Annotated in this window: 22 protein-coding genes; 10 read left to right on the top strand and 12 right to left on the bottom strand. The window is 46.8% G+C overall.

Going from position 1 to position 24,082, the window contains the following annotated elements; genetic code table 11:
• Positions 1-8: 8 nt before the first annotated feature.
• The 4 genes from QUB51_RS12620 (at position 9) to QUB51_RS12605 (ending at position 3,795) form a co-directional block, all read left to right on the top strand.
• A complete protein-coding gene (locus tag QUB51_RS12620; RefSeq protein WP_333056285.1) occupies positions 9-470 on the top strand; it encodes a CBS domain-containing protein in 462 nt (153 codons plus the stop codon).
• A gap of 145 nt (positions 471-615) precedes the next feature.
• Positions 616-1,290 (top strand): phycobilisome degradation protein NblB, encoded by a 675-nt coding sequence (nblB, locus tag QUB51_RS12615; RefSeq protein WP_333056210.1) that lies wholly within the window; start codon positions 616-618, stop codon positions 1,288-1,290.
• 518 nt (positions 1,291-1,808) lie between these two features.
• On the top strand, positions 1,809-3,092 hold the full coding sequence (locus tag QUB51_RS12610) for a CAP domain-containing protein (protein WP_333261550.1): 1,284 nt from the start codon (positions 1,809-1,811) through the stop codon (positions 3,090-3,092).
• A gap of 172 nt (positions 3,093-3,264) precedes the next feature.
• On the top strand, positions 3,265-3,795 hold the full coding sequence (locus tag QUB51_RS12605) for an adenylate kinase (protein ID WP_333056208.1): 531 nt from the start codon (positions 3,265-3,267) through the stop codon (positions 3,793-3,795).
• 55 nt (positions 3,796-3,850) lie between these two features.
• On the opposite strand, the gene murQ is transcribed toward QUB51_RS12605, so the two are convergent.
• Together murQ and QUB51_RS12595 are read right to left on the bottom strand one after the other, a co-directional pair.
• Positions 3,851-4,765, bottom strand: coding sequence for an N-acetylmuramic acid 6-phosphate etherase (murQ, locus tag QUB51_RS12600; RefSeq protein ID WP_333233111.1), 915 nt, complete (start codon positions 4,763-4,765; stop codon positions 3,851-3,853).
• A 236-nt stretch (positions 4,766-5,001) separates the two neighbouring features.
• Positions 5,002-5,376 (bottom strand): DUF3110 domain-containing protein, encoded by a 375-nt coding sequence (locus tag QUB51_RS12595; RefSeq protein ID WP_333056206.1) that lies wholly within the window; start codon positions 5,374-5,376, stop codon positions 5,002-5,004.
• Positions 5,377-5,802: 426 nt separating this feature from the next.
• Here QUB51_RS12595 and QUB51_RS12590 point away from each other — a divergent pair, with 426 nt between their 5' ends.
• The 3 genes from QUB51_RS12590 (at position 5,803) to QUB51_RS12580 (ending at position 14,136) form a co-directional block, all read left to right on the top strand.
• Positions 5,803-12,531: a translocation/assembly module TamB domain-containing protein gene (locus QUB51_RS12590; protein ID WP_333261546.1), complete on the top strand. Its 6,729-nt coding sequence runs from the start codon at positions 5,803-5,805 to the stop codon at positions 12,529-12,531.
• 117 nt (positions 12,532-12,648) lie between these two features.
• Entirely contained in the window at positions 12,649-13,014 is a 366-nt protein-coding gene (locus QUB51_RS12585) for a hypothetical protein (protein WP_333261543.1), read from the top strand.
• Positions 13,015-13,152: 138 nt separating this feature from the next.
• On the top strand, positions 13,153-14,136 hold the full coding sequence (locus QUB51_RS12580) for an Rpn family recombination-promoting nuclease/putative transposase (protein ID WP_333261540.1): 984 nt from the start codon (positions 13,153-13,155) through the stop codon (positions 14,134-14,136).
• Between the two features lie 71 nt (positions 14,137-14,207).
• Here QUB51_RS12580 and QUB51_RS12575 read toward each other — a convergent pair whose 3' ends face one another.
• From QUB51_RS12575 to QUB51_RS12540, 8 genes are all read right to left on the bottom strand, one after another.
• Positions 14,208-14,711, bottom strand: a complete 504-nt coding sequence (locus QUB51_RS12575; protein ID WP_333233104.1) for a DUF2243 domain-containing protein — start codon at positions 14,709-14,711, stop codon at positions 14,208-14,210.
• A gap of 169 nt (positions 14,712-14,880) precedes the next feature.
• Positions 14,881-15,237 carry a type II toxin-antitoxin system PemK/MazF family toxin gene (locus QUB51_RS12570; RefSeq protein ID WP_333233102.1) on the bottom strand — a complete coding sequence of 119 codons (357 nt, stop codon included), beginning with the start codon at positions 15,235-15,237 and terminating at the stop codon, positions 14,881-14,883.
• A complete protein-coding gene (locus tag QUB51_RS12565) occupies positions 15,231-15,479 on the bottom strand; it encodes an AbrB/MazE/SpoVT family DNA-binding domain-containing protein (protein ID WP_015174616.1) in 249 nt (82 codons plus the stop codon). Before QUB51_RS12565 ends, QUB51_RS12570 begins: the two co-directional genes overlap by 7 nt.
• 121 nt (positions 15,480-15,600) lie before the next feature.
• Positions 15,601-15,825, bottom strand: coding sequence for a hypothetical protein (locus tag QUB51_RS12560; RefSeq protein WP_333233100.1), 225 nt, complete (start codon positions 15,823-15,825; stop codon positions 15,601-15,603).
• The gene (locus QUB51_RS12555; protein WP_333233098.1) at positions 15,812-16,108 is read right to left on the bottom strand and encodes a hypothetical protein; all 297 of its coding nucleotides are present in this window, start codon (positions 16,106-16,108) and stop codon (positions 15,812-15,814) included. Before QUB51_RS12555 ends, QUB51_RS12560 begins: the two co-directional genes overlap by 14 nt.
• Positions 16,109-16,125: 17 nt before the next feature.
• Positions 16,126-16,368: a YgiT-type zinc finger protein gene (locus QUB51_RS12550; protein WP_333233096.1), complete on the bottom strand. Its 243-nt coding sequence runs from the start codon at positions 16,366-16,368 to the stop codon at positions 16,126-16,128.
• A 2-nt stretch (positions 16,369-16,370) separates the two neighbouring features.
• Entirely contained in the window at positions 16,371-16,682 is a 312-nt protein-coding gene (locus QUB51_RS12545; protein WP_333233094.1) for a DUF4258 domain-containing protein, read from the bottom strand.
• A gap of 247 nt (positions 16,683-16,929) precedes the next feature.
• Complete coding sequence (locus QUB51_RS12540) at positions 16,930-18,372, bottom strand: serine/threonine-protein kinase (RefSeq protein WP_333233092.1); 1,443 nt, start codon at positions 18,370-18,372, stop codon at positions 16,930-16,932.
• Positions 18,373-18,665: 293 nt separating this feature from the next.
• On the opposite strand from QUB51_RS12540, the gene ispG reads away from it, so the two are divergent.
• Positions 18,666-19,886, top strand: coding sequence for a (E)-4-hydroxy-3-methylbut-2-enyl-diphosphate synthase (gene ispG, locus QUB51_RS12535; RefSeq protein WP_333233090.1), 1,221 nt, complete (start codon positions 18,666-18,668; stop codon positions 19,884-19,886).
• Between the two features lie 18 nt (positions 19,887-19,904).
• Here the strand turns inward: ispG and QUB51_RS12530 are convergent, their stop codons facing one another.
• Positions 19,905-20,027 carry a hypothetical protein gene (locus QUB51_RS12530; RefSeq protein ID WP_333210473.1) on the bottom strand — a complete coding sequence of 41 codons (123 nt, stop codon included), beginning with the start codon at positions 20,025-20,027 and terminating at the stop codon, positions 19,905-19,907.
• A gap of 218 nt (positions 20,028-20,245) precedes the next feature.
• On the opposite strand from QUB51_RS12530, the gene ctpC reads away from it, so the two are divergent.
• Complete coding sequence (gene ctpC / locus QUB51_RS12525; RefSeq protein WP_333053137.1) at positions 20,246-21,601, top strand: carboxyl-terminal processing protease CtpC; 1,356 nt, start codon at positions 20,246-20,248, stop codon at positions 21,599-21,601.
• A gap of 133 nt (positions 21,602-21,734) precedes the next feature.
• On the opposite strand, the gene QUB51_RS12520 is transcribed toward ctpC, so the two are convergent.
• On the bottom strand, positions 21,735-21,941 hold the full coding sequence (locus QUB51_RS12520) for a DDE transposase family protein (protein ID WP_333053135.1): 207 nt from the start codon (positions 21,939-21,941) through the stop codon (positions 21,735-21,737).
• A gap of 411 nt (positions 21,942-22,352) precedes the next feature.
• On the opposite strand from QUB51_RS12520, the gene QUB51_RS12515 reads away from it, so the two are divergent.
• Positions 22,353-24,082, top strand: a 1,730-nt coding sequence (locus tag QUB51_RS12515; protein ID WP_333261536.1) for a cation-translocating P-type ATPase, incomplete at its 3' end; no start/stop codon positions are given.

Raw genomic sequence — 24,082 nt, 5'->3', positions numbered from 1 at the left:
CCCTAATCATGCCAAAAACAGTAGCCGATGTAATGAGCCGCGACCCGATTTTGGCGCGACCCGAAATGCCCTTGAACGAAGCGATTAAAATTTTAGCCGATCGACGCATTAGCGGTCTTCCCGTCGTAGATGAGAATGACTTGTTGGTAGGAGTCATCTCCGAAACCGACTTGATGTGGCGGGAAACCGGCGTAACTCCGCCCGCTTATATCATGGTGCTCGACAGCGTGATTTATTTGGAAAATCCATCTCGTTACGAGCGAGAACTCCACAAGGCTTTAGGACAAACAGTAGGAGAAGCGATGAGTAAAGAACCCGTTACCATCGGGCCAGATCAATCTGTCCAAGAAGCTGCCAAACTGATGCACGATCGCAGTATCCACCGATTGCCGGTGGTCGATACTGCGGGCAAAGTAATCGGCATCCTCACTAGGGGAGATATTATCCGATCGATGGCTGCGGAGTCTTAAATTAGCTGTTGCAGTTCCAGGACTGTATCAGAAAATGAGTCGTGAAGCGAAGCTATCCCGTAGGGAATCGCTCCTTAAATCTCGCTCGCTTTTGGCAATTACCAATTACCAAATCTAAAATCTAAAATCTAAAATCTAAAATCGAATGAGCATTACCCCTGAGTCTGTCGAACAATTGCTGAATTCCGAGGATTTTGGCGAAAGACTGCGAGCAGTCAACCAACTGCGACAACTAGAACCCGCGATCGCCTATAAACTAATTCAAATTGCGATCGGCGATAATAACGTCCGGGTTCGCTACGCAGCAGTCAGCCAATTATCAACCCTCGGTACCCAGAATCTGCCAAACGCTTTAGAGGTACTGCTCCACAGCCTGAACAACGACCCCGAACCCGACGTGCAAGCAGCAGCAGCCGATGCTTTGGGCGCATTGAAATTAACCGATGCTTTAGAAGATTTGCAGCAAGTTTATAGCAGTACCTCTGAATGGCTGGTGCAAATGAGCATCGTTGCTGCTTTGGGAGAAATGGGAGATCCGAAAGCCTTTCCGATGTTAGAAAATGCCCTAACTTCTGAAAACGAATTGATCCAAACCATTGCGATCAGCGCATTAGGTGAATTGGGAGATAAACGCGCGCTGCCGCTGCTGCTTCCCTACGCTTCCAATGCTGATTGGCAGATCCGTTACAGAGTAGCTCAAGCTCTGGGGCGGTTGGGCGGTAAGGAAGCAGAGGCGGCTTTGGAAATTCTCGCCAAAGATGAGGTTGAGCAAGTTGCTCAGGAGGCTAAAGCCGGACAAGAAAATAGTTTGAAATCTTGAGATTGCTTTTGTGATCCGGAACAACCCTGCGCGGTTGTGAATTTTGAATTAATTTAGAATTTTTTGTCAAGATTCTACTAAAAACTCTGTTCGCGATCGCACACATAATTCAGAAACCCGGTTTCTTGCTATATTTGTCGTTCCTCTCTTCTGCAAAAATCGTAGAAACCGGGTTTCTAGTCAGCCATCCAGCACGCTGGGTGCGTAGCGCAAACCTTACTAATCAGGAAAAATCTAAAATCTAAAATCTAAAATCTAAAATTGTATTGATGCCACGGGCGATCGCACATTCCTTTGAAACTCTCCTTAAATTCGAGCGTACTCTTCCATTTTCCAATCATAGCCAGCCTCTTGACATCCCCACTTTGATAACAGCTATAATCAAAATAGATAAAGCAGCGGCAGGAATTAATACAATTATTGAATTGTGTCCAGCCAGCTAGCGATCGGGGAAACTATCGTTAAGACGGTAAGCAATCTACCAGCAAAACCATGTCTTAAAACTCTCGATCATCCCCATGCTTGAACAACTACAAAATTCAGGTTCTCAGTCCTCGGACATTTTAACAGGAGAGCGATCTGCCTCTCAACTCGCACCAACTTCAACCAATCAAAACTTTATTTATAGAGTTTTAGAACTTACCAACATCGAACGCAGTAAATTAGGTTTGTCGCCACTAACCTTAAATACTCAGTTACTAAATGCTGCGGAAAATCACAGCCAAAACATGGCACTGCAAGACTTCTTTTCCCATACAGGCAAAGATGGTTCGTCATTCACCAGTCGTATTACTGTAACGGGCTATCAATTCTCAGCAGCAGCAGAAAACATCGCTGCGGGTTCTTCTACACCCGAACAAGTTGTATCATCTTGGATGAACAGCAGTGGCCACCGGGCTAACATTCTTAACCCCAATCTCAAAGAAATTGGGATTGGTTACTATTTCTTAGCCGACGATACAGGCACAGAAAATTTCAATCACTATTGGACGCAAGTTTTTGCGACTTCTCTTGACGGTAGTGTCAATCCCGCACCGACACCGACACCAACTCCCACACCAACTCCCACACCAAACACTATATCTATTACTTCGCCAATACCCAATGCTACAGGGGACGGCAGCCCGACGACAGCACCCAAAAATACAGCCAGCGGCGGCAATTATTTCCTATCAGATAGTGCCGATACTCAAATACCGACAAATGCTGCGGGATTGCCAATTTTTGCCCTTTCCGGCAAAGACAATCTCACGGGGGGAGAAGGTGCTGATAGCATTAATGGGATGCAAGGTGCGGATACAATTAATGGTGCCGGCGGCAATGACAGCTTATGGGGTGGCAAAGAATCCGATGTAATTGATGGCGGTGTTGGCGATGATTTTATCAGCGGCAACAACGATAACGATCGACTAATCGGATCTGACGGTAACGATACTATTCGCGGCGGAAAAGAAGATGATGTCTTGATTGGCGGTAACGGATCTGATTTGTTGGCGGGCGATCGCGGGCAAGATATGCTGACGGGCGGCGGCGGAAATGATACGTTTATCTTAGCAGGAGGTTTGTCTGCTGCGGCTACTTTAATTAGTGCAGATGTGATTACCGATTTTGGGGCTGGGGATAAAATTGGTTTGACTGACGGTATCGGATTTGCAAACTTGACTTTTGAAGCTGTGAGTTTGCAGTTGGATGGAGGTGCAAGCGTCGCTTCTTGGGCGATTAAGTCTGGCAGTAATTATTTGGGAATCGTGCAGGGTGTAAGTGAAAGTCAGCTTACATCTTCTGTTTTTGTCAACGCCTAAAAAACATCATCTCCAGATTCCCGACTCCTCTAAGAAGTCGGGAATCTAACAACAAGAGCGCTTTACGTTGAATTTTGAGAGGATAATCAGGGGGGCTGTTTAAAGAGATTGATTGTGATACTGATTATATCAAGTCTTGCTACAATCTGCATCATTCCTAAGAGGGGTAAGTATGAAAAAAGTAGCCGTGTTTGGCAACGCTGGAGGCGGTAAATCAACTCTAAGCAAGAGATTATCAGAAATCACTGGTTTGCCACTTTACCCCTTGGATAAGATTCAATATCAATCTGGGGGCGCTGAGGTTCCAAATGAAGAATATAAGCGTACCCATGAGAAAATTTTGGCTACTGACCGATGGATTATAGACGGCTTTGGTTGCATGGAAACCGTCTGGGTTCGACTCAACGAGGCAGATACTCTGGTTTTTGTCGATCTGCCCCTATACGTGCATTTCTGGTGGGTGACTAAACGGCTGATTACAGGTAAGTTTATACCGCCAGAAGGCTGGCCCCAAAAGAGTCCGATCTTGAAGAGTTCAATTAATAGTTACCGCGTTCTTTGGTTGTGTCACAAGTATTTGACTCCCAGATATCGCGAGTATGTCGATCGCGCCCCAAATACCAAAAGTGTTTATCACATCAGATCCACTGCAGAGATTTCACAATTTTTTGCATCGATATCGCAAATGACAGTTGACAGTTGACAGTTGGCAGTTGGCAGTTGTTAATGACTAATGACTGCTGACTGCTGACTGCTGACTAATGACCAATCGATGCTACTGCCGATCGCAAATTCCCTTGAAATTCTCCCAAAATGCGATCGCACTCTTCCTTCTCCAAATTAGTCCAGTGCATCATCAAAGCTAACTTAACAGACTTGCCACTTTTTTCGAGCAAAAAACCCGCTTCATCCCGGTTCAAATCAGTCAAATCTTGCAACATCCGCACAGCCCGATCGCGCAATTTCTTATTAGTAACCGCCACATCAACCATCCGATTGCCGTAAACCTTGCCCAGCTTCACCATTACCCCAGTGGAAATGATATTTAAAGCCATTTTTGTGACTGTACCGGCTTTCAAGCGCGTCGAACCAGCCACTACCTCCGGGCCAACCAACAACCGAATATCAACATCAGCCTCAAAATTCACTTGTTCGACGGGTACGCAGGCCATAAACACAGTTTTCGCCCCCCGCTGGCGTGCCGCCTGCAAAGCGCCCGCGACAAACGGCGTCGTACCCCCAGCCGTAATCCCGACAACTACATCTAAGTTGGTAATGTGACGGTGGGCGATCGCCTCAGCCCCATCCTCAGCCCGATCCTCCAAATCCTCCGAACTCCGCACCAAAGCCCCCGCACCCCCGGCAATTATGCCCTGTACGAGTTCTGGCGGCGTGCAGAAGGTGGGGGGACACTCGGCCGCATCCAGCACCCCCAAACGCCCGGAAGTACCCGCACCGACGTAAAACAGGCGGCCTCCTAGACGCAGAGACTCGGCTGCAATGTCGATCGCTCGGGCTAACTCTTCGCGGGCACGGGCGATCGCGCTTAAGGTTTGGGCGTCTTCCCGGTTGAACAAGTCCACTAATTCGATCGAACTGAGTTGGTCTAAATTCTCGCTGTTGGTATTCACCTGTTCAGTCAGCAGATGGCCCCGTTCTTCCAAATTCTTCATGTTTTTTTATTAGTCATTAGTCATTGGTCATTAGTCATTGGTCATTAGTCAACAGTCAACAGTCATTAGGTGTACACAATAGGGTACGCATTGCCGGCCCGCTGGTTAGCTTGGTGAAGTCGTGACTCAAAAGCTCGAAATTTGCGCTTGCGGGCGATCGGCTAAATCTACTTCCGACAGAGAGGCAATTACCCATTACCCATTACCAATAACTGCTGACTAATGACTAATGGCTATTACAAAAGTCCTTCGAGTCGGCGGCGAATAGAATCCAGTTCGTTTTGGGAAACCTCAGAATCCGGATCGGAATCGGGTTCGGACTCCGGCTGCCACTGAGTCTGTGTTACATTGTTTTCTGGCGGAATCTCCAGCGCCCCCGCCGGTATCAGTTCCCAATCATAATCAACACTGTTACAGAACTCCTTAATTTCCTCATCGTCGATCGCCTCGACAGTGGGCTCGGGGAAATCCTGAGCTTCCAACATCACGCCAAAGCGGGTGGCGTCGTCTTCTGACTCAAACATCAGAACTTTATTGCGATCGCCGAGTTGAATGGTATGAATTCCCTCGTTCTCGGTGCGGGCATTGAAGAGTAAGACGAACACTCGCATAAGTTTTAAAGACCTTCTTAACCACCGTTTTTTTATCTTAGGAGCGATCGGGCGATTTTAGATTTTAGATTTTAGATTTTAGATTTTAGATTTTAGATTTGACCCCCGATCTTGCACGCGCGGGGATCGAGAGGATTTAGGGGAGTTGGAGGACTTGGTATTAGGTCTTGTTGCGTGTTTTGATTAAGTTTGGTAAAGGTTCTTGGACTCTGCCCCGCAGTGGGGGGCGTGAATCTTGAAATTCGATCCTGTGCGTTGGCGTAGCCCCCGTAGGGGCGGGCAACGCTAACGCCCCTACGGCACTTCCTACCTCACTTGTGAGTCTACCAAAGGCAGAAGCCACCCAGGCGGATCGCAGAAATTATACCTGTCTAAAATCGGCTGATTCCCTTAATTCCTGAATTCTCTGATTTCTGAGAAACACCCATGACTAACTCCGACGATAACAAAAATCAACTCGCACCCCGTCCCCACCGCCGCTGGTGGCGTCTGCTGCTGCTTAGCGGTACGGGATTGACCATTCTCGGCTTGGTTGGGGTTGCAGTAGCACAGGCGTGGGTGCGGGAAAAGTTAGCTCCTTTGGTGGAAACTGAAGTCAGTCAGTTGCTGAAGCGGCCTGTGCAACTCGGACGTTTGGAGAGATTTTCTCCGACAAGTTTGCGGTTTGGCCGATCGACTTTACCTGCAACTCCTACAGATCCCGATTACGCTTCTACAGAAGCAGTGGAAGTGCAATTTTCAATTTGGCCGCTGCTGTTCAACCGCACTCTCAAATTAGATATTACTTTAGTTAAACCCAACGCTTATATCGAACAGGATGCTACAGGCCGCTGGGTTAATCTTCCCACTGCCGAGCGGAAATCTCCGGGTTTATTTAAAACTGAACTTGAGGCAATTCGAGCTGAAAATGCCGCCGCAGTTTTGGTGCCGAGTCCCGCAGTTGGACAGAAAACTTCGGCTCCGATTTCTGTAAGCTTGAAAAATGGCAGTGCTCTATTTCGCGACCAAAATCAGCGCATTCTCTACGAACTAAACGGTCAGTTTACTAATAGCGATAATTTTATAGTAAAAGCAGATTCTCTGTTACCTGCTGCTCAAACTAACCTACAGTTGCAAGGTCAAAATTTGCCTTTGCCCGACCTCGATCGCTTGCTGAAATTTCCCGGTATTTATTTACAAAAAGGTCTGGCTAACGGCAATTTGACCGTGCAATTGCGAGACAATAAAGTATCGGGAATTACCGGAACGGCTAGTTTTGGAGGAGTGCAAGCGAGTATTTCTCCCTTAAAACAAATTATACAAAATAGCAGCGGTCAGTTGCGGTTTCAGGAAACTAATTTGATAGTCGATAATCTGGTGGCTAATTACGGTTTAATTCCGCTGAGAATAGCAGGAACAGTTGCCACTGGAACTAATTTTAATCTCCAACAAGCTAGCTTCAATCTGACAACGAACGTGCAACCAGTCGCTTTGGCAAGTGTTGTCAGTGCGGTGGAAACAGAGTTAGGGAAGAAAGTAGTATTACCCGTGGCTGTGGCGGGGGAAGTGAAGGCGGATGCCAAGCTGACTGGAACAGTTGCAATGCCGGTGCTGACAGGTACGATCGCCTCGACCAAACCCGCTACAGTCGATCGACTGCAATTAAACAATATTAGCACTAATTTCAAATTGGAACGCGGGAGAATGGCTCAAACCCCAACTCCCAATTCTCAATCTTCTATTCCCCCGTTTTCCTCTTTAGCTTTGACTTTGAGCGATATGTTGGTAGTGCCGGCGGCGGGTGGTAAAATTGGCGGGAAAGGTGAAGTCGATATCAGGTTGGGAAGTGAGAATTCGCGATCGGGTTTAGTGTTTGACTTCCAAGCTGAAAACGTGCCGGCAGATAATCTCGCCCAAATTTACGCTCTCCCGATTCCTGCTACTGTTACAATTGGTAATGTCTCCGCAAAAGCTCAAATTTTCGGCCCGTTAGATAACATTCAAGCTAGAGTTCAATGGCAAGCACCGCAAGGGACTTTCCCCGCAGCGGGCTCCATTCGAGCCGGAGGAAATTCGGCGGATTTGCAAAATACGGTTGTGAAAATTGGCGACGCTTCTGTTAATGTGGATGCTGCGCTAAAAGACCGTCAATGGCAAGCTTTGATCGAGGGCAATGGCGTGGATATCAACAGTTTGCAGCAAGTCCTGCCAGACCTTAATTTGCCTCCTGAACGGGTTGGTTTGTTCAGCGGAACCGCCGAAGCTGCGGGAACTCTGGACGATTTGAGTTTAAATGCGATCGCTGCGATGGGCAAAGGAAGGTTGAATATTGCTGACAGTATTGTTGATGTTGATGCCGAACTAGAATCGGGAAGGTGGCAAGTTTTTGGCAACACTGAAAAAGTTGCTGTCAATCAATTAATTGATATTGGCTTGCCGTTTTTAGCACGGGAAACGACCGCAAATCTAGACAATCTAAAATCCAAAGTCGAAAATCTAAAATCGTTAGGCGGGCAGCTAGCAGGTGAATTTCAAATCGCGGGCAATGTTGACAATTTGACTGCCGGCGGAATCAATGTTAATGCCAACGGTAGACTCAATTTTGCCGACAGCAATGTCAATTTAAACGGAGAATTGGTAGCGGGAAACTGGCAAGCAACAGCAGAAACAGATCGCACTTCCATCAGCCGCTTGGTAGATTTAGGATTGCCGATTTTAGATGTGGCTTCAGCATTCAATCCCGAAAATCAGCAATCGGCCAATCTCAACAATCTAAAATCCAAAATCCAAAATCTAAAATCGATTGACGGACTGCTATCGAGTCAATTTACAGCATCGGGAACTCTTGACAATTTGACTGCTAGCAGCATCAATGCCAGCGGCAGCGGTAGACTCAATCTTGCCGACAGTGATGTTAATTTTAAAGGAGAATTGGCAGAGGGAAATTGGCAGGGAACAGCAGAAACCGATCGCACTTCCATCAGCCGCTTGGTAGATTTAGGATTGCCGCTGTTAGATGTTGGCTTAGCTTTCACTGCTGACAATCCCCAAACAGTCGCCAACCTCAACAATCTAAAATCCAAAATCCAAAATCTAAAATCGATTGACGGACAAATATCGAATCAAATTCAAGCCAGCGGCAATCTTGATAATTCAACCGCCGCCGATATTTCTGTCAACAGCAGCGGCCAACTCAATATTGCCGACGGTACTCTTGCTTTTAGAGGTAAATTAGAAGACAGACGCTGGCAAGCTTTCGCCGATGCCGATCGAGTTATTCTCAGCCGCTTAGCACTAGATTTGGGAATACCTATTTTAGATGTAGCTTCAGCATTTAATCCCGGAAGTCAGCAAACTGCCAACATCAACAATCTAAAATCCAAAATCCAAAATCTAAAATCGATTGACGGCAGAGTTAACGGCGAATTCCAAGCAGCGGGTAGTTTGGATAACTTGACAGCGAAGGGAATTAGTGCTAGTGGAGAAGGAGTGATTGTGGTCGATCGACTCGGGGCGATCGATACTACGGCAAAATTAGAAAACGGCAACTTGCAAGCATTGCTGGAAACCAACGGAATTGCCGTCAGTAATTTAGAACAAACCCTCAAACAAACAGGTTTGCTGACAGCGGATTTACCGCCAGAAATTGACGGAACCCTCGACGGCCAAGTCCGCATTTTGGGAACAGTAGATAATCTAACCGCCAACGGCATCACCGCCAACGGCGACGGACAAATTCGACTCGCCAACGGCGGAGGAATTGTCAATGCTAAAGGCAGCGCCGCGTCGGGGAATTGGCGCGCGTCAATCGAGGGCGAGCAAATTGCTCTAAGTCGCTTCCAGCAAGCCTTTGAGTCGCAGCGACAAAGCTTGCAAACCGGAGGTGTAGTCTCCGGTGCCCAAAATCTCCCCCAGCTTGCAGGACTGTTTAACGGCAATATCAATTTATCCGGGCCGATTGGGGCGGGCACGGGGGCACCGCCCCTACAAAATGTTCGCGCTGGCGGCAGTTTCCGCATCTCGGAATTGCCGTTTTTGAACCAACCTTTTGAGGCAGTATTTAATTGGGACGGCCAACGGGTGGAAATAGAGAACGCCACAACTCCCGGTTTAACAGCAAACGGCTTTGTTAACGTCGAACTCGAAGGTAAAGGAGGGCCCTCAATTTCCAACTTAGATTTGGATGTCAGACTCGCCAACTTTAATCTGGAAGCCTTGCCGGCAGAACAACTAGCATTTTTGAGACCAATTGGTCTCAAAAATCCTTCAGAGAATAATCTTCCCCTGCGCGGCAATGTAGATTTTACCGGCAGCCTCACCGGAACTCTGGCAGCCCTCAGCTTAGTTGGCGACGTGGAAGTGCGAAATTTAGCAGTAAATCAAATCGCTTTTGATCCGGTACTGGCGGGGACTGTGAATGCGGATGCTGGGAAAAGTGTAGATTTGCGTTTGGCCGGCGTCAGCGACAAAATTGAAGTAGCTTTAAATGAATCTTTTCTGCCGACATCTTTCTTAATTCAACGCGGGGAATCTGTGGCTAGGGGCCAAACCGAGGGAGAAACTTTGCGAGTTAATTTAAGCGATTTTCCCCTCGCTGCTTTGAATCTATCACCGGGGAAAGAGGCGGGTTTGGGGCCGATAACTGGTACGGTTTCGGGACAAGTAAATGTGCCCGGTTGGAAGATGCCGTTAAATCCGGCGACTTTGCAAGCAAATGGACAAATTGCGATCGCCCAACCGGCGATCGGCTACATTAAAGGTGACAGTTTCCAAGCCGAATTCAGCTACGAAGGAGGCAGCGCCACTCTCACAAACGGCATATTCCGCCAAGGCAGCGGTCAATACTTAATTTCCGGCAATGTTCAAACAGGCGCAAACCCGCAATTTGCCGGAAAAGTTAACGTCCAGCAAGGCAATTTGCAGCAGGTTTTAACCGCTTTGCAATATTTCAATTTAGGCGACTTAGCTAGAGGCTTAAAACCTCCGGTTTACGGTGACAGTGGCGACGTGCAAACTGTGGCAGTGGGAGAACCAGAATCCCCGCTAATCGAACAGTTGCGCCGTTTGGCAGAAATTGAAATACTTTTGCAGCAGCAACAAGCAGTGGAAGCATCAGAAAAATTGCCTCCCTTATCCCAATTGCAAGGCACTTTTGGGGCGGAAATTGCTGTCGCCGGTTCTTTGCAAACTGGTGTGCAAGCTCAATTTAATGTGAAAGGTGATAACTGGCAGTGGGGAGAATATGTCGCTGAAACGTTCAGCCTTGAAGGTAGTTTTCAGGACGGAATCTTAACTGTTTTGCCTCTGGAAATTCGATCGGGCAAAAGTGCGATCGGCTTTTCGGGACAACTCGGGCAAAAAGCTCAATCCGGGCAGTTGCGCGTAGAAAATGTGCCCGTCGAAGAGTTAGCAAAACTGGTGGAATTGCCTTTTGTGGATGTCACGGGAAATTTGAATTTGCGGGCGAATTTGGCTGGCAGTTTGGAAAACCCGCAAGCCACCGGAGAATTGAGTTTGGTTGAGGGTACGCTAAACGGAGAACCGATTAAACAAGCCGACGGCAGTTTCAGTTACAGCAATGCCCGCCTGAATTTTGGTGGCAGCGCTTTGGTAACTCAAACCGAACCGATTGAAGTGCAGGGAAGTTTGCCTTTTGAGTTGCCGTTTGCAGCCGTGAAGGCTGACAGCAATCAAATCGATTTGAGGGCGAATTTGCAAAATGAAGGTTTGGCAATTATTAATGTATTGACTCCGCAAGTTGCGTGGGTCAGCGGCAAGGGACAGGTGCAAATTCGCGTGGGAGGGACGCTGGAAGACCCTGTAGCGCAAGGAATTGCAAATTTTGAAAATGCAACCGTCCGCGCGCAAGCCTTCCCAGAACCGCTGACAGGGCTGACTGGGACGGTGCGCTTTGAGGGCGATCGTATTCGGGTAGAAGGAATTCGGGGACAGTTGAGTCAGGGAGAAGTGGTCGCCGCTGGCGTGATTCCGCTGTCTGTGCCCTTTGCTGAGGGCGATGTCGATGCGGATAATCCCCTGGCTGTGAATCTCGACAAGTTGGCAGTGAACCTCAGAGGATTGTACAGCGGCGGCGTTGTTGGTCAAGTGCAGGCAAGGGGCACGGCTAGGCGTCCGCAGTTGAGCGGTAATATTGAACTGTACGACGGTGAAGTATTTCTTCGGAGTCCCGGCGGCGGCACAACTCAGTTAGCTTCTTCCTCTTCTGCTTCCGATTCGGATTCTGATTCGACATCTTCTGCTTCTCCTGCGACTGAGGTTTCTGATTCCCCTTCTGCTGCGACTTCCCCTTCCCCTTCCCCTTCCTTTGAAGTTGGATTAAACGATTTGCGGCTGAATTTGGGCCGGGGAATTCGGGTAACAAGTGCGCCGATATTGAGTTTTCAGGCGACTGGGGGTTTGACGGTGAATGGAACTTTAGATGACCTTCGCCCGGAGGGTACGATTCGGTTGACTTCCGGGTCGGTAAATTTGTTTACAACGCAATTTAGACTCGATCGAGGATACCCGCAGACTGCGACCTTTGTACCAACACAAGGACTCGATCCGACGCTGGATGTGAGATTAGCAACTTCGGTGCAGGAAGTAACGCGGTTCCGCATTCCCGGCACATCTGTAGCCTCTGAAATAGCAGACGAACCGACAACTTTCGGCAATGTGCGGAGTGTCCGAGTTCAAGCGTTAGTGCAGGGAAGGGCTTCTCAGTTGGGGGAAAATCTTGAGTTAAGGAGTTCTCCGAGTCGATCGGAAATAGAAATTGTAGCGCTATTGGGAGGCAGTTTCGTGCAGACCTTGGGACAGGGAGACAGTACACTGGCGATCGCAAATTTAGCCGGTGCGGGTTTATTGAACAACCTTCAATCTGCGATTACCAACGCCACAGGATTGAGCGAATTTCGCTTATTTCCCACTCGAATTAGAGGCAACGAAGCACAAAGTGCTAGTTCCAGTTCAGGTGCGGGTTCTCTCGGTTTAGGTTTAGAAGTTGGGTTTGACATCACGCGCAATATTTCAGCATCAATCATTCGAGTTTTGTCAGCAAATCAACCGACAGAATTTACTGTGCGCTATCGATTGAGCGATAAACTTTTACTCAGAAGTTCCAGTAATTTTCAAGGAGACAACCGCGTCACCGCTGAATATGAATTGAGGTTTTAGGCATCAGCCAACAGCCAACAGCCAACAGTTACCAATCTCTCAATAATTTGCTATAATAGTAACAGCAGCAAATTGGTACTGCCAACCCCACACACAAGGTTATAGGAGTTAAGTCAAATGGCAAACAAACTCCAAGTTAATACACAGTCGATCGGCTACAGCGACTTTTACTGGAACCGCTTTAGTCCGAGAGTTGCGACTATCAGCAGCGTCCGCAACGCCAATCATTGGGACGGCGGATTTCTCACTTATATTGCATTTCCCACAAAAGTAGAAGCTACAGCAGCAATGAAACATTTGCTATTGAATCAAAAAGCTGCTGATGTCGATATGCGGAAAGCCAAGCGAATGAAAGCAAAAGGCATTCGGTGGGAACTCAAAATTCGGGGTTTAGCTTTTAATGAAGTGCTGAAGCTAGCAACAATGGATATAACTGGAAAGCTAGTTATGTCACCTGCAACTACTACTGAAGCCACAGGCTGATAAAAGCATTCAGATAACAGGTTGGGTTGAGACAACAAAACCCAACCCTTCCAATATTAGCCAATATCCATCTTCCTCTCTTTTCTCCTCCTCTGCGTCCTCTGCGCCCTCTGCGGTAAAAAAAATCCTCTAAAATATATGCGTTTCATCAGCCCCAAAACAGACTTTGCATTCAAAAAAATATTCGCTTCTTCCGAACATCCAGAAATTTTAATCAGCTTCCTAAATGCAATGCTGTATAACGGAGAACCAACAATCCAAGAAATAGAAATCATTGACCCTTATTCAGCCGGCAGCGTTACAGGATTGAAAGACACTTACCTGGATGTCAAAGCCAAGATTACCGGCAACAAAACCGTGATTGTGGAAATGCAGGTACTCAACGTCGCCGCCTTTGAAAAACGGGTAGTCTACAATGCAGCCAAAACCTATTCTACTCAACTAAAAGCTGGAGAAGGTTATTTAAAATTCAATCCGGTCATTGCTTTAACCATTACCGACTTTATCTTATTTGAAAACACCGAAAAACTAATCTCTAACTTTGAATTCACAGAAACCGAAGAAAAATTCGTCTATCCCAACTGCGAGTTAAAGTTAGTGTTTGTAGAGTTACCGAAATTCAAAAAAGAATTGAATGAACTCGAAACTCTGCCGGAAAAATGGCTCTACTTTATGAAAAACGCGCCCTCTTTGGAAGCAGTACCAGAGACATTGGGGTCTATTGAAGAGATTAATACCGCGCTGGGAATTGCCAACCGAGCAAATTTGACACTAGACGAATTGAATGATGTAGACAAGCGAGAAATGTTTATCCAAGACCAAATCGGGTCTGTGATGAAAGGGATAGAAATTGGTATACAACAGGGGATTGAACAGGGAATACAACAGGGAATCGAACAGGGAATTGAACAGGGGATAGAACAAGGAATCGAAAGGGGTAAAATTGAGGGGGAGATAGGATTAATTATGCGTCAGATCGTGCGGCGGGTGGGTGATATTACACAGGAAGTTCAAACTCGCATCCAGGGGTTATCTGGGGAACAGTTAGAGGATTTGGGAGAGGCTTTGTTGGATTTTAGGAGTCAAGAGGATTTGATTGCGTGGTTGGATTCGGCGGGATGAACTGAGGAGTTAAACAGAGACTGAGGGATTTTTAACGTGGAGTTGGTATAATTCCCAATCTCTGCATTCATTTAAACTTTAGTATCTGCGGGAACTTCCCTCTGTACCAGCATCCAACCTAACAGCGCTAAAATAAGACCGAGACCGAGAAATCCTAAATCCCAAGCTAACTCGTTGATACCGGGTTTGACGTGGTGGATTCCCAAAATTTGATGGTCAACAATGCCTTCAACAAAGTCAAACAATCCAGCACCAATTAATATTGAACCAAAAAAAGTTTGAGTTGACAAAGGAACATCTTTGCGCTTCACAGCACTCCACAAACAGCAGATTCCCGCCACTGTTACCAACCAATCCGCAGCGTGAAACAATCCATCTCCGAGGGTATTTAATTCTAAACCGGCAACGGTAGCATCGGTTTTAACGCTGCTAAACATATGGTGCCACTGGAGGAGTTGGTGCAGCACAATGCCGTCAAAAAAGCCGGATTGACCGATACCGAGGAGAATTCCTGCGATAATTAGAGGTCGGCGGTTGTTAACAGCGGTGGTTGGTGCGTTTGTGCGATCGTCCAATGGAAAACCTCAGATTATTTAACTGCTGAGCCTGGGTCGGTGAAGGGATTTGCCAGTACATTTTTTAGTTTTGCTGGGGAGGAGGGGCGATCGCATCATCCGCGAGAGAGATTTCTGGATACTCTTGATGCTTAATGCCAACTACAAATCTAGTTTATAATTTGATTAACTATTCATCAACAGTCATATTCTCAAACAAAATAGGTTGAATTCGCCTCAAAACTTCCTCAATTATATCTGAGCGACATTCACTAAGAAAACTTGCTTGCCTTGCGCGATAATCTAAAGAACGGAGTTGATCCGTCATAATTACACCTGTTATCGGTTCACCTTCGGGAATGGGAACATAAAACGGATTTTTGCGTTGTGTGTTGCTAATGGGACAGACGAACACAAACCCCATTTTTCGGTTAAATTTAGTTTGACTCACCACCAGTGCAGGCCTAGTCCCCATTTGTTCGTGTCCTGCTTGAGGATCAAAATTGAGGCGAATAAAATGACCTCGTTCGGGGATATAGTTTACCAAACTTCCTCTCCTTCTGGTTTTCCCCAAGAGACTTCTTCGCTAGATTCTATTTCGCCTGCCAATAATTCATCTAGGGTATACTTTGATATTTTATTATTTACAGGCTCTATGACCAGTTTCCCATTTTCTATGCTGCAAATTACTGAATCTTCGGCTTTAAGGTTGAGAAACTTTACTATGTAGTCTGGTATTGGCAAAGCCAAGGAATTACCTAATTTGCTGATGTGTATTTTGGCGGTCATACATTTGCGATGTTAACACTCAGGTTTATTTATTGTAACACAATATTGGGCGGGGCGGGTTTATTGAGATTGCTGTTTATAAACATAGATGTTGGTGAACCCGCCCCTACACAACCTTTGTCTATGCAAATACTGCTTCTACGGCTTTCGGCAATGCGATGGGTACGAAATATGCGACTGGATACAAATAATCTTCGCCGGATTCGTCAATAACTCGGATAAATTGATGTTCCGCAGCGCGATTATCCGGTATTATTCGATAGATTTTTCGCACTTCCAAGGATGCTTGATAGTCTTGATTGTTAATGCAAACTACAAATTGTGTTTCTAAGTTAAACTTCAACATATTTGCATAAAGTAGTCGGTTCAGAAGCAGTTGCCTCTGTCAACAAAATCGTCCCCTCAGTTGTCAATTCCCATCTATCACGAGGCGAACCTGTTTCTACATATCGCTGAACCAAGCCATCAGCAGCCAGTTTTTTTAAGACAACCATCATGTCAGGTTCTCGCGGTACATCTCGACGGGAAAGTGCATTCGCGAGTTCGTACCAACTCCACTTTCCTTGACCTTTAGCTACTAATTCCAGCAGCACTAATTCAAGCTGGGTTAATTGAGTTAGGTTTTTCATTCTTTTTATTGTATAACTTATCTAACTCGAAAAGATTGCCCCATCGCTTGAAATTCTTGAGTCTCTTCTCGCTGCAATTGCTGTCTAATTTTGGCAAATTTCCTAACTGTTTCCACAGAGTACAACCGTTCTCCACAGCTTAGGCAAACTTCAGCGGATACTTTTAAGATAGCAGTATGCTTGCCGCCCCGTAAAAGTTTATCGACTTCTTTGATAACTATTTCACCGCCGCAAATTGGGCATTTTTCTACAGATAGCATTGTTAATCTCTCCTTTGTATCCAATTAATCCATCGATTTGCATCTGGACGATAAACTGTGATTAGGATGGCTAGTTTATTACTAGGGACATAAGACCAAACACTGTGAATAGGATCGCCTCTAAAGCTTTCACCATAGATTAAGTATCGGGGATAGGGTTTTTCTTTGGGATAATTTTCTATGATTTCACCATAAAGGACGGAAAAGTAGATTTCATCAAATGAGAGATTATCATCCTCTGCTTCTTCATCAGCATGGTCTGTAATTCGCACCCTATTTTCTAATATTGCTTCTCTGATATCGTTGAGATTCATTCGTTGAAAGATAAGTTTGCCGGGAGGGAGAGTGGGATGCAGAAAATCCAGAAATTTTAGCGGTGGCTGAAAAATTTGTTTTTGCTAACTGTTATAACCCGCAAGTGGCGGGGCAGATACTACAAGAAACTACGCGAAAGCCAAAAGAAAGCGAGGACTCCCAGTGCCAGGTATCGGAAACGTAGAAGAGGCGAGGTTTCGTGGTTCAAGCTTTGGTTATTATAATCTTCACGAAACTCTGTAACCCTTAGATGTTACACTCTACAAGTCTCGACGCGAGAGAAGAGAGATTCCCTCCTCCACACACACCCCCCCCACACACTCCCAACCCACCCAATCTCGCCCCCACTGGGAGGTGCCCCCTATGTGCTTTGGTGTTGAATTTTAATTCGTTGTAGTACAACCATTTGTTATTCACACGCCAACCTATTCGATCGCCAAAAGCGTCCCAAATTTCCCGATCGTATTCTCTGCTTCCTCCCAGACTTTGATAGATGCGTTTCTGCACCGAAAAGCCGAAACGTCCGTTACTGTATTTTACCCAAAGTTGGTCAATAGTTCGTAAGTCTTCACAGGGGAATCGATCGATATCTTCAGCCCTCAGCCAGCCATCCCCCGCTCTCCCCGCTACTTCCAGCATTTTTATTGCCGTTTCCCCATCCGCCTCTTGCCATTTTCCGCTAGCCAACAGCCGATCGAGGTTGCGATAATTGACTCCTTTTGCTGAAATCAAATTTATACGTTGTGGCTGTGGCTGCGGGCTAGGAATATTTTGTTTGGGGCGCCAAAGGGTTCCTATCCATTGTAGAATTGGTGGCGGTGGCTGCGGGCTAGGAATCGTTGGTGAAACACCCCCTCTTTGTCCCCAATTGCCAATGGTGGCTTGTGGAAGCATAGCCAACCATTTTTCCACCGACTGAGGGCGCTTTGTCGCATCCATTTCCATCCCTTTCATAATTGCCTGATGCACCGCATCGCTAATATTAGGATTAATCTGAAACGGCGGCTTTAAAGGATGATTTAAAGCCCTCATAAATGCAGCAGTTGGTGGTGTTTTCGTTAGCAGATAGTATAGCGTTGCCGCCAGAGCATAAACATCTGTGTACTCAGCAAATCTGCCCATTTCCCCGTACTGTTCGGGAGGCGCAAAACCATGTGTTAACCCAAAAGTCATTTGTTGAGTGCGATCTGGAATAAAACCCCGCGCTAAACCAAAATCAATCAAAACTGCATCTTGATTGTCACGCACCATAATGTTTTGTGGCTTGATATCCCTATGGAGTAAACCTTTTTCGTGAACTACTATTACGGCTTCTCCTGCTTGGCAGATGTAGTTTAAAGCTTCAGTTTCTGACAAAATACCGCGCCTTTCCACCCATTTCCACAAATCTTCTCCTGCCACATATTCCATCGCAATGCAAGGCAAATTACCATGATCGAAATAGTTGTCTATTTGCACAATATTGGGATGCCTGCACACAGATAGCTTTACCGCCTCATCCCGGAATCTGTCCCGATACCGGGCAAAATTTGGATCTCTCAATAATTCATCTTTCAGCGTTTTGATGACAACCCGCTGCCTGTTTTGCGCCTTCTGCGCTAGGTACGTGACCCCAAAGCCGCCCTCACCTAACTTGCCTTCAATGATATACCGATCGCCATTTAACCCCTGCCCCGGTGTCCAAACCATTCTCCTCACCGCCAACCAATATTAATTTTTATCTCGGCCTAGCCTGTATTTTAACTGTATTTTTTACTGTAGTTTAGTTCCACCAGCCCAACTTCAGTTCGCCTTCCCGGTGATGGTTGGCTTTTAGTTCGATCGCCCTTTTGCGACATAATTCGATCGACAAATTCGCAGCAATCTCATTAAGAATCATAAATCGTAAAACCTGTTTGTCCAAACAGACCCTTTCTATGGCAACCTGAAAAACAGCAGACACATTTTTATAGACCTTAGTAACAAAACTCTAGCAACCAGTTATGCAAACTCTGCCGAACCCCACTAAAACCCCCACCACCGAACCAACCTTCGACACCACCATCAAACGCCGCAAAACCCGACCCGTCAAAGTCGGTAGCGTCACCATCGGCGGCGGCTACCCCGTCGTCGTACAGTCGATGATTAACGAAGACACCCTCGACATCGACGGTTCAGTCGCCGGAATTCGGCGCTTGCACGAGATTGGCTGCGAAATCGTCCGCGTCACCGTGCCCAGCATGGCCCACGCCAAAGCTTTAGCCGAAATCAAGCAAAAACTGCACGCCACCTACCAACCCGTGCCCCTCGTCGCCGATGTCCACCACAACGGCATGAAAATTGCCCTCGAAGTGGCGAAACACGTAGACAAAGTGAGAATTAATCCCGGACTCTACGTGTTCGAGAAGCCGAAAGCCGACAGAACCGAATACACCGACGCCGAATTTGCGGAAATTGGCGAAAAAATCCGCGAAACCCTGGAACCTCTGGTGATTTCCCTGCGCGACCAAGGCAAAGCTTTGCGAATCGGCGTTAATCACGGTTCCCTCGCCGAACGGATGCTGTTTACTTACGGCGACACGCCCGAAGGGATGGTAGAATCGGCCCTGGAATTCATCAAAATTTGCGAATCCCTCGACTTCCGAAATATCGTAATTTCCCTGAAAGCCTCCCGCGCGCCGGTGATGGTTGCTGCTTACCGCTTGATGGTGCACCGGATGGACGAACTCGGCATGGATTACCCGCTGCATTTGGGCGTCACGGAAGCAGGAGACGGCGAATACGGCCGCATCAAATCCACCGCAGGCCTGGCACCGCTGCTAACTGACGGTATCGGCGACACCATCCGCGTCTCGCTGACAGAGGCCCCAGAAAAGGAGATTCCCGTCTGCTACAGCATTCTGCAAGCCTTGGGACTGCGGAAAACGATGGTTGAGTATGTCGCTTGTCCTTCCTGCGGTCGCACTTTGTTTAATTTAGAGGAAGTGTTACACCAAGTGAGAGAGGCGACGAAGCATCTCACGGGTTTGGATATAGCAGTAATGGGCTGTATTGTCAATGGCCCGGGAGAAATGGCTGATGCGGATTACGGCTACGTCGGGAAGCAACCGGGTTATATTTCGCTGTACCGGGGTCGGGAAGAAATTAAGAAAGTCCCAGAAGACCGAGGCGTGGCAGAATTGATTGATTTGATTAAATCGGACGATCGCTGGGTCGATCCTTAGCCGATTCTTTCTCTGTTGCTAGAGTTCGACAGTCCGACAGTCCGACAGTCCGACAGTCCGACAGTTCGACAGTCCGACAGTCCGACAGTCCGACAGTCCGACAGTCCGACAGTCCGACAGGGGTTGAAACCCCTGTCTCATAGCTGAAGTCGGTTTAAACCGACTGAAGAGCACCTTTATCAGAAGCTGCAGGGCCTGTTCCACAAAGAGTGAGTGTTCTTGGGGGGTGGGCACGCGAGCCCGCCCTGAATAGAAGTCGGCAAAGTGGAAAATATATGTACGCCAAACGCGAGCGGGCCTTGCCTGTGTTAGATTGAGCGTAATTATTCTGAACTCTTTTCGTCCCGCGCGTCAGACAAATGGTTATAACAAAACGAGGGCTTGTTCTAAGTGCAGCAGCGGTGGTACTCACTGCTGTAACTCTTGCGAACACTGGTTGCAGTTCTAAATCTCTGGCTTCTTTTCGGGGAAGCCCTAAAGAGTTGGTTGATGAAGTTTGGCAGATTATTGACAAAAGTTATGTTGATGGCACTTTTAACCAGGTTGACTGGAAAGCGGTGCGAAATGATTATTTGAACCGGACTTATACCAGCGACGACGAAGCTTACAAAGCAATTCGGGAAATGTTGAAGAAGCTGGATGATCCTTATACGCGGTTTATGGACCCTCAAGAGTTCAGAAATATGCAGGTTGAAACTTCTGGGGAACTGACAGGAGTTGGGATTCAGTTGACTCAAGATGAGGAAACTAAGAAGTTGGTGGTGATTTCGCCGATCGAAGATACCCCTGCTTTTAGTGCTGGTATTCTGGCAAAAGATATCATTACTAAGATTGACGGCAAGAGCACAGAAGGCATGGATACGAATCAAGCAGTAAGTTTGATTCGCGGTCAGGTGAATACTGAGGTGACGCTGACTATTTTGCGGGGAAACAAGGAATTAGACTTTAAACTGAAACGCGCTAAAATTGAAATTCATCCAGTGCGGAAGTCGGTGCAGAAAACTCCCATCGGAGAAGTCGGCTATATTCGCTTAAATCAGTTCAGTGCGAATGCTGCATCGGAAATGCGATCGGCAATTAAGGATTTGGAACAGAAAAAGGTGACGGGCTATATTTTAGACTTGCGTTCCAATCCCGGCGGGTTGCTGTACGGAAGTATTGAAATTGCTCGGATGTGGCTCAAAGAAGGTACGATCGTCTCGACGGTCGATCGAGTCGGTGAGGCTGATAAACAAACGGCAAATAAGGGAGCGATCACAGACAAACCGTTAGTTATACTGGTAGACGGCGGTTCAGCAAGTGCTAGCGAGATTCTATCCGGTGCTTTGCAAGACAACAAACGCGCGGTTTTGGTGGGAACAAAGACCTTTGGTAAAGGTTTAGTTCAGTCAGTACGCGGCGTGGGAAATGGTGCCGGTTTGGCGGTGACAATTGCCAAGTATTTTACTCCCAACGGCACTGATATCAACAAGGCCGGGATTGAACCGGATTTTAAGGTAGAACTCACCGAGGCTCAAAAACAGGAATTGAGGCGCGATCGCGATAAAATTGCTACGACTGCCGATCCGCAATATGCGAAAGCTATGGAAGTTTTGACAAAGCAAGTTACTGGTAAAACAGGGAACAATAAGGCGGAGGCGAAACCGAATGCTGCGCCAGCTAAGCCGAATGCGGCGCAAGCAAAACCGAGTGCGGCACCGGCTAAATCCAAGTAGTTTTTAGTCACAAAAACTTCAGTAAAGAAGGACTAAAGTCCTCACTACGAACCAGCTTTGTAGTGAGGAATTTAGTCCTTCTTATCTTCAATCTTCAATCTTCAATCTAAAATCTAAAATCTAAAATCTAAAATTAGGTTGGTTGGCATTTGCCGGCGCGAATTAAACCGATGCGGCGGGCGATGGCATCTTCGGGCGAATCGTAAGGGCCCCACTTTTCAATAATACTGGGGTTTTGTTCTTCGAGTTGCGCGATCCTCTGCGAGGGTTCCGCCAACGGCAAAATCTCGCAATTACCCGCAGGACGTTTGACAATATAAAATTTTGGTGTTTCTGTCATAGCTAAATTCGTCAAATAAAAGCTGGATACTAACTAGGCAATTGGCTCATTATAAGCTGAGGCGCATCTACATTTGACAATCAAATTCGAGCAAATTCTTGTGGGGAGTAGGGGCCCTAGCGTCCCGCCCGCCCAAAAATACAATTTAGATGCGTAACAGCTTATCAAATAACGAAACGGCAATGCAGTGTCCCAAGCGTGTTTTAGCATTAAACCCGCCTTCCATTAGTGGCTGAAACCCCCGCCGGAATAAGGATTTAACCGCCTGGAACTAATAAGAATTAAAAAAAACTAACACTTTGGGAAGATGCCACCAAATTTATCTATGATAAAAATATAGACATTTGTCTCAACACTGCATTAAACCCTTTCAGAACTACCCAAATATTCTAATCTATACCAAAAAAAACCATGCAATTTTTGCCCAAAACAATCCCCGAAATTCAACCAGAAATCCTACCAGTTAACGAATCACCGCCTGAACTTGTTACTTTCGATGTCGGCGGGATGAAATGTGCCGGCTGCGCGAAAGCTGTGGAACGCCAACTCATGCAGTATTCAGGCGTCATTTCCGCTTGCGTTAACTTGGCCGTAGAAGTCGCGACGGTTGAGTGTCAACCGGGGGCTGTCGATGCAGAAGCTTTAGCGAAAAAGTTGACTGATAATGGATTTCCCTCTCAGTCTCGTTGTGGTGAAAATCAGCGGGAAGCAGAAGCGGCAACAATTGAACGACGGCGACAAGAAATTAGACAGCAAATCAAGCAATTGACGATCGCCCTTATCCTAATTATTCTATCCGGTTTAGGTCACGTACTCGGCACAAAAGCCCCAATTCTCAGCAATATTTGGTTTCACTGGGGACTCGCCACCCTAGCTTTGCTGCTACCGGGCCGCCCGATTATCGTTGATGGGTGCCGCAGTTTGTGGCGAAATGCACCCAACATGAATACTTTGGTAGCTTTAGGCGCTGTTACAGCTTACACCGCTAGCAACGCGGCGCTGCTGTTTCCACGGATGGGATGGGAGTGCTTTTTTGATGAACCGGTGATGCTGCTGGGCTTTATTTTGTTGGGCAAAACTCTCGAACAGCAAGCCAGACGGCGCGCTGCATCAGCTTTGCAAGCTTTAATGGCATTGCAACCGGCAAAAGCCCGCTTAGTTGATTTTAAACTTTCGAGTTTAGATTTGCGATCGGAAGAATTGCCTTTAAACTCGACATCAGAGGTCTACAATCCACAATACATTGAAATTCCAGCCGATCGCGTCCGAGTCGGAGAATGGCTGCAAGTTTTGCCAGGGGAAAAAATACCGGTAGATGGTGAAGTCTGCGAAGGCAAAACAACCATAGATGAGTCGATGCTGACTGGCGAATCAATGCCGGTTTTGAAGCAACCAGGAGATACAGTTGTCGCCGGAACTATCAATAAATCCGGGGCAGTTGTGATGCGGGCAACTCGCACCGGTAAGGAAACAACTGTAGCTCAAATGGTGGCTTTGGTGCAGGCAGCCCAAACTCGCAAAGCGCCGATTCAAAATTTAGCTGATACTGTCGCGGGATATTTTGTGTATGGGGTGATGGGGATATCGGTTTTAACTTTCCTATTTTGGTATTTTGCGGGCACTCATATTTGGCCTTCTGTGCTTTTAGGACACGGGGCAATGGATATTATGGGACACGGGGCAATGAATATGGGAAATGAATTGCCAATTATCCATTATCAATCGCCTTTGCTGTTAAGTTTGAAATTGGCGATCGCAGTTTTAGTTATTGCTTGTCCTTGCGCTTTGGGATTGGCTACCCCAACTGCAATTTTAGTCGGTTCTGGCATCGGGGCGGAGCGCGGGCTTTTAATTCGCGGTGGTGATGTTTTAGAACGGGTGCATCAATTAGATACGGTGGTTTTTGATAAGACTGGCACTCTGACAACCGGAAATCTCACACTCACAGATTATTTGCCGATTTTCCAGAATTCGGAGTGGGATTTGAACTCGGATATTAATGTTGGAAACAGGCAAGATGTTTGTTCCACAATTGATGGGGTTTCTGGCAACAGGCAAGATGCCTGTTCCACAATTGATGGGGTTTCTGGCAACAGGCAAGATGCCTGTTCCACAATTGATGGGGTTTCTGGCAACAGGCA

Origin of the sequence: Microcoleus sp. AT8-A3 (assembly GCF_036705675.1) — a bacterium.
Classification (GTDB): domain Bacteria; phylum Cyanobacteriota; class Cyanobacteriia; order Cyanobacteriales; family Microcoleaceae; genus Microcoleus.
Note: the sequence above shows the minus strand (reverse complement) of the source record. Positions and strands in the feature narration are given on the sequence as shown.